The 15,435-nt window shown below is 63.2% G+C and carries 13 protein-coding genes; 6 read left to right on the forward strand and 7 right to left on the reverse strand.

The annotated features are described in order from the left end of the window. Positions 1 to 141: 141 nt before the first annotated feature. Together NR126_RS20995 and NR126_RS21000 are read left to right on the forward strand one after the other, a co-directional pair. The gene (locus tag NR126_RS20995; protein WP_256831023.1) at positions 142 to 1,584 is read left to right on the forward strand and encodes a mechanosensitive ion channel domain-containing protein; all 1,443 of its coding nucleotides are present in this window, start codon (positions 142 to 144) and stop codon (positions 1,582 to 1,584) included. 163 nt (positions 1,585 to 1,747) lie between these two features. Then, positions 1,748 to 2,188, forward strand: coding sequence for a carboxymuconolactone decarboxylase family protein (locus tag NR126_RS21000; RefSeq protein ID WP_027618737.1), 441 nt, complete (start codon positions 1,748 to 1,750; stop codon positions 2,186 to 2,188). On the opposite strand, the gene NR126_RS21005 is transcribed toward NR126_RS21000, so the two are convergent. The 6 genes from NR126_RS21005 to NR126_RS21030 all read right to left on the reverse strand — a co-directional run bounded on the left by NR126_RS21005 (position 2,189) and on the right by NR126_RS21030 (position 9,483). After that, a complete protein-coding gene (locus NR126_RS21005; protein WP_306218952.1) occupies positions 2,189 to 3,733 on the reverse strand; it encodes a DHA2 family efflux MFS transporter permease subunit in 1,545 nt (514 codons plus the stop codon). 44 nt (positions 3,734 to 3,777) lie between these two features. After that, a complete protein-coding gene (locus NR126_RS21010; protein WP_027618739.1) occupies positions 3,778 to 4,890 on the reverse strand; it encodes an HlyD family secretion protein in 1,113 nt (370 codons plus the stop codon). Positions 4,891 to 5,000: 110 nt separating this feature from the next. Next, complete coding sequence (locus NR126_RS21015) at positions 5,001 to 5,390, reverse strand: VOC family protein (protein ID WP_256831024.1); 390 nt, start codon at positions 5,388 to 5,390, stop codon at positions 5,001 to 5,003. A gap of 75 nt (positions 5,391 to 5,465) precedes the next feature. Next, the gene (locus NR126_RS21020; RefSeq protein WP_177327244.1) at positions 5,466 to 7,904 is read right to left on the reverse strand and encodes a TonB-dependent receptor; all 2,439 of its coding nucleotides are present in this window, start codon (positions 7,902 to 7,904) and stop codon (positions 5,466 to 5,468) included. 80 nt (positions 7,905 to 7,984) lie between these two features. Continuing rightward, positions 7,985 to 8,968: a DUF4880 domain-containing protein gene (locus NR126_RS21025; RefSeq protein ID WP_256831025.1), complete on the reverse strand. Its 984-nt coding sequence runs from the start codon at positions 8,966 to 8,968 to the stop codon at positions 7,985 to 7,987. Continuing rightward, positions 8,968 to 9,483: a sigma-70 family RNA polymerase sigma factor gene (locus NR126_RS21030; protein ID WP_027618743.1), complete on the reverse strand. Its 516-nt coding sequence runs from the start codon at positions 9,481 to 9,483 to the stop codon at positions 8,968 to 8,970. The genes NR126_RS21025 and NR126_RS21030 overlap by 1 nt, the downstream gene beginning before the upstream one ends. A 127-nt stretch (positions 9,484 to 9,610) precedes the next feature. On the opposite strand from NR126_RS21030, the gene NR126_RS21035 reads away from it, so the two are divergent. The 4 genes from NR126_RS21035 (at position 9,611) to NR126_RS21050 (ending at position 14,145) form a co-directional block, all read left to right on the forward strand. Then, complete coding sequence (locus NR126_RS21035; RefSeq protein ID WP_256831026.1) at positions 9,611 to 9,973, forward strand: type 1 fimbrial protein; 363 nt, start codon at positions 9,611 to 9,613, stop codon at positions 9,971 to 9,973. 111 nt (positions 9,974 to 10,084) lie between these two features. Then, positions 10,085 to 10,585, forward strand: coding sequence for a sigma-70 family RNA polymerase sigma factor (locus NR126_RS21040; protein WP_027618745.1), 501 nt, complete (start codon positions 10,085 to 10,087; stop codon positions 10,583 to 10,585). A gap of 40 nt (positions 10,586 to 10,625) precedes the next feature. Then, the gene (locus tag NR126_RS21045; RefSeq protein ID WP_256831027.1) at positions 10,626 to 11,609 is read left to right on the forward strand and encodes a FecR family protein; all 984 of its coding nucleotides are present in this window, start codon (positions 10,626 to 10,628) and stop codon (positions 11,607 to 11,609) included. A 97-nt stretch (positions 11,610 to 11,706) separates the two neighbouring features. Beyond that, on the forward strand, positions 11,707 to 14,145 hold the full coding sequence (locus tag NR126_RS21050; protein ID WP_256831028.1) for a TonB-dependent receptor: 2,439 nt from the start codon (positions 11,707 to 11,709) through the stop codon (positions 14,143 to 14,145). A gap of 51 nt (positions 14,146 to 14,196) precedes the next feature. Here the strand turns inward: NR126_RS21050 and NR126_RS21055 are convergent, their stop codons facing one another. Continuing rightward, positions 14,197 to 15,348, reverse strand: a complete 1,152-nt coding sequence (locus tag NR126_RS21055; protein ID WP_027618748.1) for an MFS transporter — start codon at positions 15,346 to 15,348, stop codon at positions 14,197 to 14,199. Between the last annotated feature and the right edge of the window lie 87 nt (positions 15,349 to 15,435).

The raw sequence follows: 15,435 nt of genomic DNA on the forward strand, positions 1-15,435 counted from the left end.
CGAAAGACGCTCAGACGACGCATTCATCCAGGCAAAACTCGTCATCGTTGACGATCTTCGCGAGCAGGCTCGCTCCCACAAGGAATGCGGTATTCCAAACACCTAATTTTTTCTGGCAAGCCGCAACAGGGATCCTTTCCAATGCTGCCACTGTTCACCGATCACCCACTGATCTGCGCTCTGGTCTTGATTCTGCTCGACCTGTTGTTGTGGCGTCTGATCAGTGCCAGTGGCAGCCACTGGAAACTGCTGGTGCGGGTACTGATTTTCTCGTTGTTCAGCGCGGTGCTGTTCAACGAAGGCTTGAACCCGATGCAAACCGCGCCCTGGCCGGACAACGTGGCGCTGCACCTGGCGGCCACCGGATTGCAGATCGGCTGGTGGCTGTTTGCGGCACGCACCCTGACGGTGCTAATCGGCGCGCTGATGATGCAGCGGGTCGGGCACACCGGGCGGCTGCTTCAGGATTTGCTGGGGGCGGTGATTTTTCTGATTGCAGTGATTGCCGCACTGGCCTATGTCCTCGATCTGCCGGTCAAGGGTGTGCTGGCCACCTCCGGCGCCGTCGCGATCATCGTCGGCCTGGCCTTGCAAAGCACCTTGAGCGACGTGTTCTCCGGGATCGTCCTCAACACCACCAAGCCCTACCAACTCGATGACTGGATCTCCATCGACGGCACCGAAGGCCGGGTAATCGACATCGACTGGCGTGCTACGCGCCTGCAGACCGCCCAGGGCAGCATGGCGGTCATTCCTAACTCGCTGGCGGCCAAGGCCAAGATCATCAACTTCAGTCGTCCCAGCGATATGTTCGGCATTTCCGTAAGTCTGCAAGTCAGCCCCCATGCGCGCCCGCTCACGGTAATCGAAGCACTGGAGCGGGCCATGCAAGGCTGCCGGCACTTGCTGGCGCAGCCCGCGCCGAGCGTGGCCCTGAAAAGCGCCAGCAGCGGTGGGGTGGAGTACGAGATCAGCGGTTTCGTCAGCGCTATGGCGCACAAGCGTGAAGCCCGAAATGTGCTGTTCGACCTGGCCTTCCGGCACTTGCAGGCCAGCGGCGTCAGCCTGCTGTCCAGCGCCGAGGCCGAGACCCCGACGGGCCTGTCACGGCCACGGGCGCTGTTGGAAAGCTCGAGCATTTTCTCGACCCTGCGCCAGGACGAAAAAGACACTTTCAGCCAGCACATGCAGTTGGTGACTTTTCGCGCCGGCGAGTCGGTCCTGCCGGCGGGTGAGGTCAGCGACCACCTGTTCATCATCGAATCCGGTGTGGTCTCGGTGACCCTGGAACGCGATGGCCAGCCAATCGAGGCCGGACGCATGGGGCCGGGCGAAGTGATCGGCGAAGCCGGGATCCTCAGCGACAGCGCCTTGCCGGCGGACTTTTCCGCCAAGACCTTCTGCACCCTGTATCGCATCGACAAGGCCTACCTGAAACCCTGCCTCGATGCCCGCCACGACATCAGCGAGGCGATCAAATCCTTGCTCGATTACCGCCTGCACACGGCCCAGACCCTGACCCAGACGGTGCCCCAGGTGGTGGCGAAAAAGGGCTTCATGCAGTGGTTGCGCCACCGAGGATAAAGCGCCTCGAAAAAACCGGGTGGGCCACATCCCGGCAAGCACCGTTCGACGTCCTCTTCCCGCCAGGCAATTGGCATCCTCAACTTCGCCGGTATTGGTTATTTGTCCTGGCGGGTCGCGGGGCTAACGTATGCCCCATCCCCACCTGATCTGGAGCCATACCATGCAACCGCGTATCGATTTCTACACCGCGTCCCCTGAAGCCCTCAAAGCCATGCTCGCCCTGGAAACCGCGGTCTCCCGGCTGCCGCTGGAAAAGAGCCTGATTGAACTGGTCAAGCTGCGGGCCTCGCAAATCAACGGCTGTGCCTTTTGCGTCGACATGCACACCACCGATGCCCTCAAGGCCGGTGAAACCACCCGCCGGCTGTTCGGTGTCAGCGTCTGGCGCGAAACGCCATTTTTCACCTCCCGCGAACGGGCGGCCCTGGCCTGGACCGAATCCCTGACCCTGATCAGCCAGACCCATGCCCCGGACGAAGACTACGCGCTGGTCAGTGCCGAGTTCGATGCCAAGGAAATGGTCGACCTGACGGTGGCAATCACCACCATCAACGCCTGGAATCGCCTGGCAGTGGGCTTTCGCAAAATGCCCCAGGCTTGATCAATGGGCATCGGCTGACGGCGCGGCCGGTGGTTGCACCTTGCGCATCAAGGGCACCATCAGCGTCGCGACGATGAAGCAAACCATGATCATCAGAAACGCGTCGCCGTAGGTTTGCGTCTGCGCTTCACGGTAGGTCAGCAGCCACAATTGCTTAAGGCTGGCGCTGAGCTGGCTATCGACGCTCTGGCCGAGATCGGCGAAACGCCCGCCGACCTCGGTCAGCCATTGGTTCAGCGCTTCGTTGCTGCTGTTCAGATGTTCGGCGAGGCGGGTGAAGTGCAGGTTAGTGCGGTCGTTGAGAATGGTCGCGCAAGCGGCAATGCCGATCGCGCCGCCGAGGTTGCGCATCAGGTTGAACAAGCCCGAGGCGTGCTTCAAGCGCGCCGGACTCAACCCCCCGAGAGTCAGGGTCACCGCCGGTGGCACCGCCAGTTGTTGGGCGATCCCGCGCAGCGCTTGAGGCAGCATCAATTCCCTGGCACCCCAGTCATGGGTGATCGGGCTGAAATCCCACATCGACAACGCGAACAGACCCAGGCCGGTCATCATCACCCAACGCAGGTCGACCCGATTGGCCAGGAAGGCGTACAGCGGAATCGCCAGAATCTGAAACACCCCGGTGGAAAACACCGCCAGGCCAATGTCCAGCGCGCCATAACCACGCACCCTGCCGAGAAACAGCGGGGTCAGGTAGATGGTGGCGAACAGGCCGATGCCGGTGACGAACGAGAAGAAACAACCGAGGGCGAAATTGCGGTCCTTCAAGGCACGCAGGTCGACAATCGGATTGGCCACCTGCAAGGTGCGGCCGACAAAGGCCAGCCCGGCAAGGCCCGACAACCAGGCGGTGATGAGGATGGTCTGGTCGCTGAACCAGTTGTAACGCGGGCCTTCTTCCAGGGTGTATTCCAGGCAGCCGAGAAACACTGCCAGCAACAGCATGCTCAGGTAGTCCGCCCCCTTGAGCAGGGACAACTCCGGCTGATCGATCTTCACCAGCATCGGCACTGCAATGGCGACAAAGATCCCCGGCACCAGGTTGATGTAGAACAGCCAGTGCCAGGACGAGACGTCGGTGATAAAACCGCCCACCACCGGCCCGAGGGTCGGCGCCAGGGACGCCACGGCGCCGATGGTAGCGGCGGCGATTACCCGCTGCTTGCCGGTGAAGAAAAAGAACGCGGTGGTGAACACCAGCGGAATCATGGAGCCGCCGAGAAAGCCCTGCAGGGCACGGAAGGCAATCATGCTCTGGATATTCCACGCGGCGCCGCAGAGCAGACTGGCGACGGTGAAGCCGACCGCCGAGGCGCAGAACAGCCAGCGCGTGGAGAACACCCGCGACAGCCAGCCGGACAACGGGATGACGATGATTTCGGCGATCAGGTAGCTGGTCTGCACCCAGGCGGTCTCATCGGTGCCGGCCGACAGTCCGCCGCCGATATCGCGCAGGGAGGCGGAGACGATCTGGATGTCGAGCAGGGCGATGAACATGCCGATGCACATGGTCGCGAAGGCGAAGACTTTGGTCGCGGTGCGCATGCTCGCTGCATCGAACGCCGGGGCCGGAACGCTGAGGCTGCTGCTCACGGCGCGCTGGCCACGGCAGCAGTTTCAGGTTCGGCGCGGGTGTCGACGGCGGCGGTGACCGAGAGGCCGGGGCGCAGGTGACCGAGTACCGCGTCGGTCGGGTCCAGCAGAATGCGCACCGGCACCCGCTGAACAATCTTGGTGAAATTGCCGGTGGCGTTTTCCGCCGGCAGCACGCTGAACAGCGAACCGGTGGCGGGCGCCAGGCTGTCGAGGTGACCGTGGAAGGTCTGTCCCGACAGCACGTCGGCGCGGATGCTTACCCGTTGCCCGGGCTGCATGTGCGCCAGTTGATCCTCTTTGAAATTGGCGTCGACCCACAACCCACTGGCGGGCACCACCGAGAGCAGTTGCGCACCCACCTGGGCGTAGGCGCCGACCCGAGCCCGGCGATTGCCGATCACGCCATCGACGGGTGCGCGCAGCTCGGTGTAGTCGACATTCAGTTGCGCCAGGTCACGCTCGGCGCTGGCCTGCTGCAAGGCGGCGCGGGCTTGTTGCTTCTGAGTGGTGATCACATTCAGTTGGCGTTGCGCAGCCAGCAGTTCGGCCTGGGCGCGGGCGCTGAGGGCCTGGGCGGTCTTGAAAGTGGCGTCGGCCCGTTGCGCACTTTCCACCGAGACCGCATTGCTGCCCACCAGACGCTTGTAGCGCACGTTGTCATCGCGTGAACGGGAAGTTTCCGCGCCCGCCGCGTCAATCCCGGCCCGCGCCTGGCCGATCACCGCCTGTTGCAATTGTTCAGTGGCATCGAGATTGGCCAACAGCGCTTGTTGTGCAGCGACTGCGCCTTCGGCCTTGGCCAGGTGGGCGCGGTAGTCCCGCGCGTCGAGGCGAATCAAGACGTCGCCGGCCTTGACCTGCTGGTTGTCACTGACCAGCACCTGCTCGATATGCCCTGCGACTTTCGGTCCGATCACCGTGATATCGCCGCCGATGTAGGCATCGTCAGTGGTTTCGACAAAACGTGCACTGGTCCACCAGTGGGCGGTGTAGAGGCCTGCCGCAACCAGTGCAGCCAGGCCAGTGGCCGCCAACAGCAGGCGCTTGGTACGAGGAGGGGCCGTCGCAGTGGCGAGGGTCGGATCTACGGCTGACAGACTGGTCATGGCGGAACCTGCGATCATGATGATTATTACGATCATAATATGACGCATGTAATATTTCGTAGCAAATGCTTTCGCTAACCAGTCGTCAGGTGTTTGGCCTCAGGTGTGGATCAGGCGATGGGCGAGCACAGTTCCACCAGCGTGCCGTCCGGGCAGCGCACATAGGACACGGTTTGGCCCCAGGGCTTTTCCTGCGGCGCAGCGATCTCGCTGGCGCCGGCCTTGAGTGCCTGGGCGTGGGCGGCGAGGACGTCCTCGGTGACCAGGGCGACTTCCATGCCCAACGGTTTCGCGCTGCTGTGGGCCGACACATGCCCGCCGTGGAAATTCATCGCCGCCAGTTCGTCGGCGGCAAAGGCCAGGGCGGTGGCACCGGTCTCCAGCTCGCCGTAGGTGCCGGACTCGTGGAGAAAGCGGGTGGGAAGGCCAAAGGCGGCAGAGAAAAATTCGAGGGAAGCGCTGACGTCGGGGACGTAGATGATCAGGTAGCCGAATTTCACGGTGAACACTCCTTGTTACGTGGGGGCGGACAATTTAGCACGCTGGCCCGCGACTGAGCGGGCCAGCGGCGCGGGTCAGAAGCTGTACTTGAAGCTGGTCATCAGGTTACGCGGCGCGCCGTAGTTACCGTAGTAACCGGCATAGCTGAAGTACTCGCGGTCGAACAGGTTGTTGAGGTTGACCGAGGCGCTGAGGTTTTTGCTGATGTCGTAGCGCGCCAGCAGGTTGGTGATGGCGTAGCTGCCTTGGGTGAAGGTGTGCAGGTCGCTGCCGACTTTGCTTTGCCAGTTCACCCCGCCGCCGACGGTCAGTTTGTCGAGCTCGCCGCCCAGGCGATAGGTGCTGAAGGTTTTCACGCTGTGGCGGGGCAGGGTGGTGTTGATGCGTTGATCGTCGGCATCGGTGGTGACGGTGTAGGCGTAGCCCGTGCCGACTTGCCAACCTTCGGCCAGTTGGCCGTCCAGTTGCATTTCCACGCCCTTGGAGGTCGTTCCCTGTTCGGCCTTGTAGACGTTGCTGCCTGGGTACTCGGCCTGCCACACGGCGAGGTTGTCCTGTTCCAGCTTGAACAGCGCAAGGCTGGAGTTCAACTGGCCGTCCAGATGACTGCCCTTGATCCCCAGTTCGTAGCCCTTGCCCTCCATCGGGTCCAGCGGTTTGTTGTTTTCGTCGCGCACCCAGGAAGCTTGCGGGTTGAAGATCTTGGTGTAGCTGGCGTACAGCGACCAGACGTCGGTCAGGTCGTAGACCACGCCGGTGTAGGGAATGAACACCCCGGTTTCCCGCGACTGGGTTTCGCTGGCATCGGCACCGTAAGGGCGGTCCTCGGTGTCGCGTTTCCAGTCCACCAGGCGGCTGCCGAGGATCAGGCTCAGATCATCGCTGACGTGGAAACGCCCGGTGAGGTAGGCGGCATACTGGGTCTCGTCGATGGACGACTTGCCGGTGACCGGGAAGTCCGGCTTGGGGTTGTTGCCGTGGTAGTCGAACAGGTTGTCGATGGCGCCCGCCGGCGAGCCGGAGTAGTCATAGCGCCAGCCACCGTAGCTGGGGACGTTTTCGTTGTACTTGGACAGGGTCAGGCCACCGATGATTTCGTGTTCGCGGCCCAGCAGATTCAAGGGGCCGGTCAGGTACAGGTCGAGGTTGTCCTGGCGCGGCGTGCCGGCAAACTTGACCGGTAACAGGCTGGTGCCGCTGCCATCGGGCTGCAGGGTGCCATTGAGGTAGGTGAAGACCTCGTCGAATGTGTTCTCGGTGTGGGTGAACTCGACCTTGCCACTCCAGCCATTGCCCAGTTGCTGCTCGATGGAGGTGAAGTAGCTGGTTTGCTCATGGTCGTTGTAGGACCAGTCTGGCGAGGCGTTGGTCGAGCGACTGAGGTCGGTGCGCTGGCCATCGGGGAAACGTGTCGGCAGGCCGGAGCGCAGGGGCGAATCGACGTCGGTGCGCAGGTAGCTAAAGCCCAGGGTCAGCAAGGTCTCTTCAGTGAGGTCGAATTCGCTGATGCCGTACAGCAACTGCGAATCCTGCTTGAAGCGGTCGATCCAGGCGCCACCGGTCTTGTAGTCGGCCACCACGCGACCGCGCACGTTGCCGCTTTCGGTCAGCGGTCCGGAGACGTCGAAGCCGCTGCCGTAACGGTCCCAGGTGCCTGCTTCGCCGGTCACGCTGGCCTGGGCCTCGGCGGTTGGGCGCTTGCGGATCAGGTTGATGGTGGCCGAGGGGTTGCCCATGCCGCTGATCAGCCCCGTGGCGCCCCGTACCACTTCTACACGGTCGTACTGGGCCATGCTCTGGGCGTAGTTGTCCATGCGTGTGACGGTGGGCACGCCGTCGATCTCGAAGTTCTGGATCTCGAAACCCCGGGACCAGAAACTGTCACTTTCCGCCCCCAGACCGTCACGCAGGACAATGATCCCGGGCGTCGCGTCCATGGTGTCGCTGAGGGTGGTCAGGCGCTGGTCATCCAGGCGCTGGCGGGTCATCACCGTCAACGATTGCGGGGTTTCCTTTGGCGTCAGGTTCAGTCGTGTCGAACTGCTGGACGACAAGGTGGTGTAGGAGCCGGTGCCTTCAGTGGTCGAACCGGGCGCCTTGCCGGAAATGGTCAGGGCATCCAGTTGCAAGGCGTCGCTGTTTTGCCGACGGGCGATTTGATAGCCGCCCTGGGTGGTGCGCAAGGCTTGCAGATCGGTGCCGGCCAGCAGCGTGTCGAGGCCGTTATCGATCTCGAAGCGGCCGCTCAGGCCTTGGGTCACGCGGCCTTCGGTGAGCTCGGCGGGGTAACTGATCAGCAGGTGGGCGGTCTCGCCGAACTGCGCCAAAGCAGCGCCGAGCGGACCTCCCGGAATGTTGAAATCCAGTTGCTGTTGCGCCGCCTGAACCTGCGCCGAGGCGAGTAGCAACGGAGCGGCGACGCCCATGCAGGCGATGCCCTGCAGCACGGCCGCAGCCAGCCGCTGCTTGATCAAGCGTTGACGGACCGGAGCTGATTGTTGCAAGTGCTGCATGTGTGTATCCCCAATGAATGTGATCGTTGGGGATACAAGTCTCGTGAAAAACGAAAACGGCTCACCCGCATTGGAAAAATTTAGCCGAGGCCGGGTTTGGCCTTTAACGTCACCCAGTAACGGGTCAGGTGCTGCACGTCGAGGTCGAAGGTTTCGCCGAGGGCGGCAATGACCTGATCGGTGTCATCCAGTGGAAAGGTGCCTGAGACTCGCAACTCGGCAAGACTAGGATCGCAACCCAAGTGACCACGGCGGTAGCGCGACAATTCATCGACGAAGTCGGCCAAGCGCTGGCCCTGCGCGACGATCATGCCACGGCTCCAGGCCAGTTCGCCGGGAGCGCGTGGCCGACGCGCGAGCAGGGCCAGGCGGTCGAAACTCACGACTTCCCCGGCTGCTGCGTCGATCGCGCTGTCAGTCCGATCCAGGGGGTGGAGGGTGATACCGCCATCCTCGCTGCTGGCTTGGGTGAAACCCTGGCGCTGACGCACCGCCAATTGTTGGCCAAGCATTCGCACCCGACCCTCCGCGCTATGCACCCACAAAGGAGCAGCCGCTGGCGCCTCCAGCAGAATCTCCCCGCGCAGCAACTGAATGTGGTGGATCTGGCTGTCGACCCGCACCTTGATCGCGGTATCGGTATTGAGTTGAACCCGCACCTGACCGGCCAGTTGCAGGGTGCGCCGCTCACCGATGGCACTGCTGAAATCGCTGCGCCAATCCTGCGCCAGGCTGCTGTCCCGGGCGCTCCAGGCCGTGCCGCCGGCGGCCAGAAACAGCGCCAGGTTTTTCAGGACGCTGCGCCGCGACAGGGTCGACGACAGCGCGGCGCTGGCGAGCGGACGCTGGCCGGGTGAGCGCAGGCTACTCATACGCGAAGCAAAGCCCTGGGCCCGCTGCCATGCCAACTCATGCACGGCATCGGCCTGCCGCCACGCCAGCCAGTCGGCGCGGGTTTGTTCGCTGACCTGCGGCTCCTGCAACTCCAGCAGCCAATGCATGGCCCTCTCGGCGACGGCCATCGGAATCGTCGGCTGCGCGGTTGACGAGGATTGCGCTGACATCAGGCCCACCCGCCGTCGAGCATGATGCACTGGGCGCCGGCCTTGACGATGTAGCGTTTGACCGTGGCGATCGAAACCTTCAAGCGCCCGGCAATTTCGCCATGGCTCAAACCCTCCAGTTGAGACCAGAGGAATGCCTTTCGCACAGGCAGTTCCAGGCGTTCCAGAACGGCGTCCAACTCCAGCAGGGTTTCGAGCATGATCGCCTGGCTCTCGAGGTCCGGCGCCAGTGCCTCGGGCAGGTTTGCCAGGGCCTGGAGATAGGCCTTTTCCAGTTTCTGCCGGCGATAGTGATTGGACAGCACGCTCTGCGCCACGGTGGCCAGAAAGCTACGCGGGGCCTGGACTTCGATCACCTCGGTCTTGGCCAGCAAGCGCACGAACACGTCCTGCGCCAGGTCCGCCGCGCTGTGGGAACAGCCGAGTCGGCAACGCAGCCAGCGCTGCAGCCAGGAATGCTGTTCGCGGTACAGGGTGGCGAGTCCGGGATGGCAGGCGGGAGGGGGCACGGGCATGGTTCGCAGATGAGGTACTAATGATAATGATTATCATATTTGTCGGGCGGGGTGACTGGCAAGTGCCATCACTCCTGAAAATCCCGGGCTTGCCGATGCAGTGGATATCCAACCGGGAGTGATAGTCATGCAAAGCAAAGTTCTGGCGATTGGTTTTGCTGTAGCCGCTGCGTTCAGTAGCGTCTGTCAGGCAGGCGTCATTCATTTTCACGGCGCGATTGTCGAGCCGGCTTGTAGCGTTCAGGCGAGCGTGGATGGAAGGGTTGATCTCACGGGCTGCTCGCCCGCCAGTCGCGGCACCGCTATCGAGGTACAAGCGTTGGCGCCGACTGCCAGCGGCAAGGCACTCGGTGGGTCTGCGGTCAGGGTCAGGCTGATGGCCGACAACAGCCCGACCGAGCGCTATTTCGATCGACAGTACCAACTGCTGGATGAAGCGGGCCAGCCGCTGCGTTCGGGCGATTATGTGGTGACCTTGAGCATGCCTTGAGCGGTTGCGCGAGGGTGGACCGCTGGCGCAAGACCAGCGGTCAAGGGAATCAATTGCTCGCCTTAATAGGAAGCATTACTATTCACGCCCTCGCCACCCCGGCCCATCGCAATGACCGCCAAGCTGCCCCGCAGATCAGGATTTTTCGAGCACTACGAAGAGTTGGTCGGTACCTGGACGCGCCGGTTGCGCAACCGTGCGTTGGCCGAGGATCTGGCCCACGACACCTTCGTCCGGGTGCTGGAATCCGACGCCGCCGGGGTGCAGCAACCACGGGCCTATCTGCACCAGACCGCGCGCAACATTGCGGTGGACGGTTATCGGCGGGAGGAGCGGCGCGGCGCCATGGAGGTGGAGGCGATCGATCCTGGGCTGTCAGCGGCGGATGATCCGGAGCATTACATGCACGCGATCCAGTTGGCTGATTGTGTCGAGGAGGCGCTCGCCGAGTTGCCTGCCAACTGCCGCAAAGTGTTCATCTGGCAGAAGCTCGAAGGCCTGACCCAGGCAGAAATTGCCGAGCGCCTGGGACTGTCTAAAAACATGGTGGAAAAGTATATGATCCGCACCCTGCGGCATCTACGAGACCGCCTGGATGGAGCGGGCCAATGATCCGCGTGCATTTTCCAGCCACCGCCAAACAGGACATTCCATGATGGATACGGGGGATTGTGCCTGCGGCCGGAGCAGGGTTCGCGACGAGGCGGCGCTGTGGTTCGCGCGCCTGACCGACGCCACGCTGAGTGCCGAGGATCAGCAACGCCTGGATGCCTGGCTGGCCGAACACAGCCAGCACCGCGATGAGTTGCAGTTGCTGCAAGGCCTGTGGGGCGCTGCCGACCTGGTGCCGAAGGCGCGTCTGCAAGCACTCTGCGAAACCCCGCCGAGCCGGAGCAAGCGGCGCCCGCTGCTGCAATTCGCGGTGGCCGCCAGTGTGCTCGGCGTGGCGGTTGCTGTCGGTCTGTTCAGTGGCCTGCAACACCCGGCCGGCTACAGCGCCGAGTTTTCCACGGCCCTTGGCGAACGGCGCCAGGTGGCGTTGCCGGACGGTTCGCTGATCGACTTGAACAGCCGCAGTCAGGTCAAGGTGCACTTCGAGAAGGACCGTCGCGGCATCGAGTTGACCCAGGGTGAAGCCCTGTTCAGTGTCGAACACGACAGCAGCCGGCCGTTTGTGGTCGAGGCGGGCACGGGCAAGGTCACGGTGACCGGTACTCGCTTCGACGTGCGACGCGATCCCCATGAAACCCGGGTGGCGGTGGAGCAGGGCACGGTCAAGGTCCAGGGTCGGTCAGCCGCCGACAGCGACTTTGTCAGCCTGACGGCCGGGCTCGGCACGCGAGTCGACGCCAGTGGCCGGGTGGCCCAGGCCCATGCCGTAGACACCCAGGCCCTGACCGCCTGGCGCGGCGGCAAGCTGGTGTTCAACGACGCCAGCCTGGTCGAAGTGGCCGAGGAGGTCTCGCGCTACCGCGACAAACCGTTGAAGGTCGGCACGCCGGCGGTGGGGCAGTTGCGCCTGACCAGCGTGTTCAAGTCCGACAACATCGACGCCTTGCTCAAGGCCTTGCCGACCATCCTGCCGGTAGCGATTCGCACTCTGGACGACGGCAGTCAGGAAATAATTGCGCGATAGATTCAGGTTTTTTTCGAGTTGTTCGTCTTCCTGTCCAACTGCAACTGGTTTGCATTAACAGACGCACCACTTTGCGATCAACAGGACAAGGTTCGACGTGAAAACCCCTCGCGCTAAAAACAACAACCCCGCTTCACGTTCCGCTCGCTGGTTGCCACTGGCCCTGGCCCTTGCGGTCAACGTCGCACTGCCGCTGGCACAGGCCGAACAGGCTGCCGGCAACATCCACATTCAGGCTCAACCACTGGGCGAGGCCCTGACCCAACTGGGCCAGCAAACCTCCCTGCAGGTGTTTTTCGATCCGCAACTGGTGGCCGGCAAACAGGCGCCAGCGGTTGACGGTAACCTGTCGCCGGAGCAGGCCCTGCGTCAATTGCTGCAAGGCAGCGGCCTGGAGTATTCGATCGATGAGGGCTCGGTGACCCTAAGCCCGGCAGCGGCATCCGGTCCGCTGGAACTGGCGGTGACTGACATCACCGTGGTCGGCGACTGGCTCGGCGATGCCAATGAGGCGGGGGTGCAGAACCATCCCGGCGCGCGTACGGTGATCCGCCGCGAGGCCATGGTGGAGCAGGGCGCCATGACCGTCGGCGATGTGCTCAAGCGCGTTCCGGGGGTGCAGGTGCAGGACGCCAACGGCACTGGCGGCAGCGATATTTCGCTGAACGTCGGCGTGCGTGGCCTGACCTCGCGCCTGTCGCCGCGCGCCACCGTGTTGATCGATGGTGTACCCGCCGCGTTCGCCCCCTACGGCCAGCCGCAACTGTCAATGGCACCGATTTCCTCGGGCAACCTCGACAGCATCGACGTGGTACGCGGCGCCGGCTCGGTGCGCTACGGGCCACAGAACGTTGGCGGGGTGATCAACTTTGTCACCCGTGCGATTCCGGAAAAAACCACCGGTGAAATCGGCAGCACCCTGGAGACCTCCCAGCGCGGCGGCTGGAAGCACATCGACACGGCTTTTCTCGGCGGCACCGCGGACAACGGCTTGGGCATGGCGTTGCTGTACTCCGGGGTCAACGGCAATGGCTACCGCGAGAGCAACAACGGCAACGACATCGACGACGTGATCCTCAAGACCCACTGGGCGCCCACCGACGTCGACGATTTCTCGCTGAATTTCCATTACTACGACGCCAAGGCCGACATGCCCGGCGGCCTGACCCAGCAGCAGTACGACGAAAACCCCTACCAGTCGGTGCGTGACTACGACAACTTCAGTGGCCGGCGCAAAGACGTGTCCTTCAAGTGGGCGCGAGTGATCGACGACCGCACCCAGGCCGAAGTGCTGACCTATTATTCCGACAGCTTCCGTGGCAGCACCATCGCCGCCCGCGACCAGAAGACCCTGAGTTCCTACCCGCGCACTTACTACACCTTTGGCATCGAGCCACGGGTGTCCCATGTGTTCGACGTCGGCCCGAGTTCCCAGGAAGTCAGCGTCGGTTATCGCTACCTCAAGGAAGGCATGCACGAGCAAGCCAGCCGTGTGGCGCTGGTGAACAACCAGCCAGTGCAGACCCCGACTTCTGACGGTCACGTCTACCAGGACCGCACCGGCGGCACCGAGGCCAATGCGTTCTACGTCGACAACAAAATCGACATCGGCAACTGGACCGTGACCCCGGGCATTCGCTTCGAAGATATCCGCACCGAATGGCATGACCGTCCGGTGCTCGACACCGCAGGCAAGCCAGTCCAGGAAAAACGCCGCAGCATCGACAGCCATGAACCGCTGCCGGCCTTGAGCGTGATGTATCACCTGACCGATGCCTGGAAACTGTTCGCCAACTACGAAACCTCGTTCGGTGCCCTGCAGTACTTCCAGCTGGGCCAAGGCGGTGCCGGCGACGAGACCGCCAGCGGGCTGAATCCGGAGAAGGCCAAGACCTACGAAATCGGCACGCGTTTCAACGATGACGCGTGGGGCGGCGAAGTGACGCTGTTCTACATCGACTTCGACGAAGAACTGCAATACATCAGCAACGATGTCGGCTGGACCAACCTCGGCGCGACCACTCACCAGGGTGTCGAAGCCTCGGTGCACTACGACATGGCCGCGCTCGACCCACGCCTCGACGGCCTGACCGCCAATGCCGGGCTGACCTACACCCGTGCGGTGTACGAGGGAGAAATCCCCGGCTTCAAGGGCCGCGACCTGCCGTTCTATTCGCGCCAGGTGGCGACCATGGGCCTGCGCTATGACGTCAACCGCTGGACCTACAACGTCGATGCCTTCGCCCAGTCGAAACAGCGCTCGCCGGGGACCGGGGTGAATGCCGATGGCAGCTTCAACGGTGACTACATCACCGAGGGCACTGCCGATGGTCAGTACGGCGACATCCCGGGCTACGTGCTGTGGAATGTGCGCGCTGGGTATGACTTCGGCGCACAGCTGTCGAACCTCAAGCTCGGTGCCGGGGTGAAGAACGTCTTCGACAAGCAGTACTTCACCCGCTCCAGCGACAACAACTCGGGCATGTACGTCGGTGCGCCCCGCACCTTCTTCGTCCAGGCCAGCGTCGGCTTCTGACGGCAGCGCACCGCGAGCAGGACGACATTGCGTCGACTGCTCGCGATGGCTTCACACCCGCAATACTTTCCCGCCAATCGCCACTGCCACCAGCAGCATCGCCATCAAGCCAAAGGCAAAGCTCAGGCTGCTGGCGTGGGCGACGAAGCCGATCACCGCAGGACCGGCGAGAATCCCCGCGTAACCCAGGGTGGTGATGGCCGGCACGGCGATGCTTTCCGGCATCACTGTCTGCTTGCCGACAGCGGTGTACAGCACCGGCACGATGTTCGAGCAGCCAACGCCGAGCAGTGCATAGCCCACTAGCGCGAACTCCCAGTTGGGCGAGAAGGTCGCCAGAAACAAACCTGCTGCCGCCGTCAATCCACCGCCGACGATCACCCGCGTTGCGCCCAGGCGCCGGACGATCCGGTCGCCGGTGAGGCGGCCGACGGTCATGGTCAGGGCGAACGCGGCGTAGCCCAATCCGGCGTATGCGGTGTCGATGCCGCGCTCCTGAGCGAGGAACACCGCACTCCAGTCCAGCGCCGCGCCTTCGGCAAGGAACACGATGAAGCACATGCCGCCGATGAACAGCACGATGCCGTGGGGCACGGCGAACGCCGGTCCCGACCTTTCGCCGGCGTAGGACAGCAGATGGGGCGCGGCCTTGAACAGCGCAGCGAGCAGCATCAGGATCACCACGCCCATTGCCGCCAGCGGTGTCAGTCCCAGACCGAGCAAGGCACTGACTCCCGCCGCGCCGACGATCCCGCCGAGGCTGAACATGCCGTGAAAACCCGACATCATGGTCTTGCCGCTGGCCCGCTCGACAATCACCGCCTGCAGGTTGGTAGTCGAATCCACCGTGCCCAGCCCGGCGCCAAACAGAAACAATGTGGCAATCAACAGCGCAATACTCGATACCGTCGCCAGCAGCGGCAGCGCCAGGCAGATCATCAGCGTGCCGGCAGTCAGCACTCGGCGGCAGCCATAGCGCGAAGCCAGTGCCCCGGCGATCGGCATCGCCAGGATCGAACCAACGCCCAGGCTCAGCAGCAACAGGCCGAGGGTACCTTCATCCAGCCCGGCCCGGGCCTTGGCATAGGGCACCAGCGGCGCCCAAGCGGCAATGCCGAAGCCGGCGATAAAGAACGCCAGGCGGGTCGACATTTGTTCGGGGCGTCCGGGGCGGACTGGGGGTGGGGAGAGGCTGGCAGTCATGAAAAATCCTTGTTCTTTCGGTGGAAGCGACAACAGGGACACATCCTTGCACATCAATGGCCGGCAGACGACCTTGGGTTTTGCCGA

The organism is Pseudomonas sp. Pse1 (genome assembly GCF_024519635.1).
Lineage (GTDB): Bacteria > Pseudomonadota > Gammaproteobacteria > Pseudomonadales > Pseudomonadaceae > Aquipseudomonas.

Excerpts from the sequence above, each read along its gene's own strand:
- NR126_RS21025 (WP_256831025.1), bottom strand. The coding sequence starts at position 8,968 with ATGTCAGCGCAATCCTCGTCAACCGCGCAGCCGACGATTCCGATGGCC.
- NR126_RS21010 (WP_027618739.1), bottom strand. The coding sequence starts at position 4,890 with ATGACCAGTCTGTCAGCCGTAGATCCGACCCTCGCCACTGCGACGGCC.
- NR126_RS21035 (WP_256831026.1), top strand. The coding sequence starts at position 9,611 with ATGCAAAGCAAAGTTCTGGCGATTGGTTTTGCTGTAGCCGCTGCGTTC.
- NR126_RS21000 (WP_027618737.1), top strand. The coding sequence starts at position 1,748 with ATGCAACCGCGTATCGATTTCTACACCGCGTCCCCTGAAGCCCTCAAA.
- NR126_RS20995 (WP_256831023.1), top strand. The coding sequence starts at position 142 with ATGCTGCCACTGTTCACCGATCACCCACTGATCTGCGCTCTGGTCTTG.
- NR126_RS21040 (WP_027618745.1), top strand. The coding sequence starts at position 10,085 with ATGACCGCCAAGCTGCCCCGCAGATCAGGATTTTTCGAGCACTACGAA.
- NR126_RS21045 (WP_256831027.1), top strand. The coding sequence starts at position 10,626 with ATGATGGATACGGGGGATTGTGCCTGCGGCCGGAGCAGGGTTCGCGAC.
- NR126_RS21030 (WP_027618743.1), bottom strand. The coding sequence starts at position 9,483 with ATGCCCGTGCCCCCTCCCGCCTGCCATCCCGGACTCGCCACCCTGTAC.
- NR126_RS21020 (WP_177327244.1), bottom strand. The coding sequence starts at position 7,904 with ATGCAGCACTTGCAACAATCAGCTCCGGTCCGTCAACGCTTGATCAAG.
- NR126_RS21055 (WP_027618748.1), bottom strand. The coding sequence starts at position 15,348 with ATGACTGCCAGCCTCTCCCCACCCCCAGTCCGCCCCGGACGCCCCGAA.
- NR126_RS21005 (WP_306218952.1), bottom strand. The coding sequence starts at position 3,733 with ATGCGCACCGCGACCAAAGTCTTCGCCTTCGCGACCATGTGCATCGGC.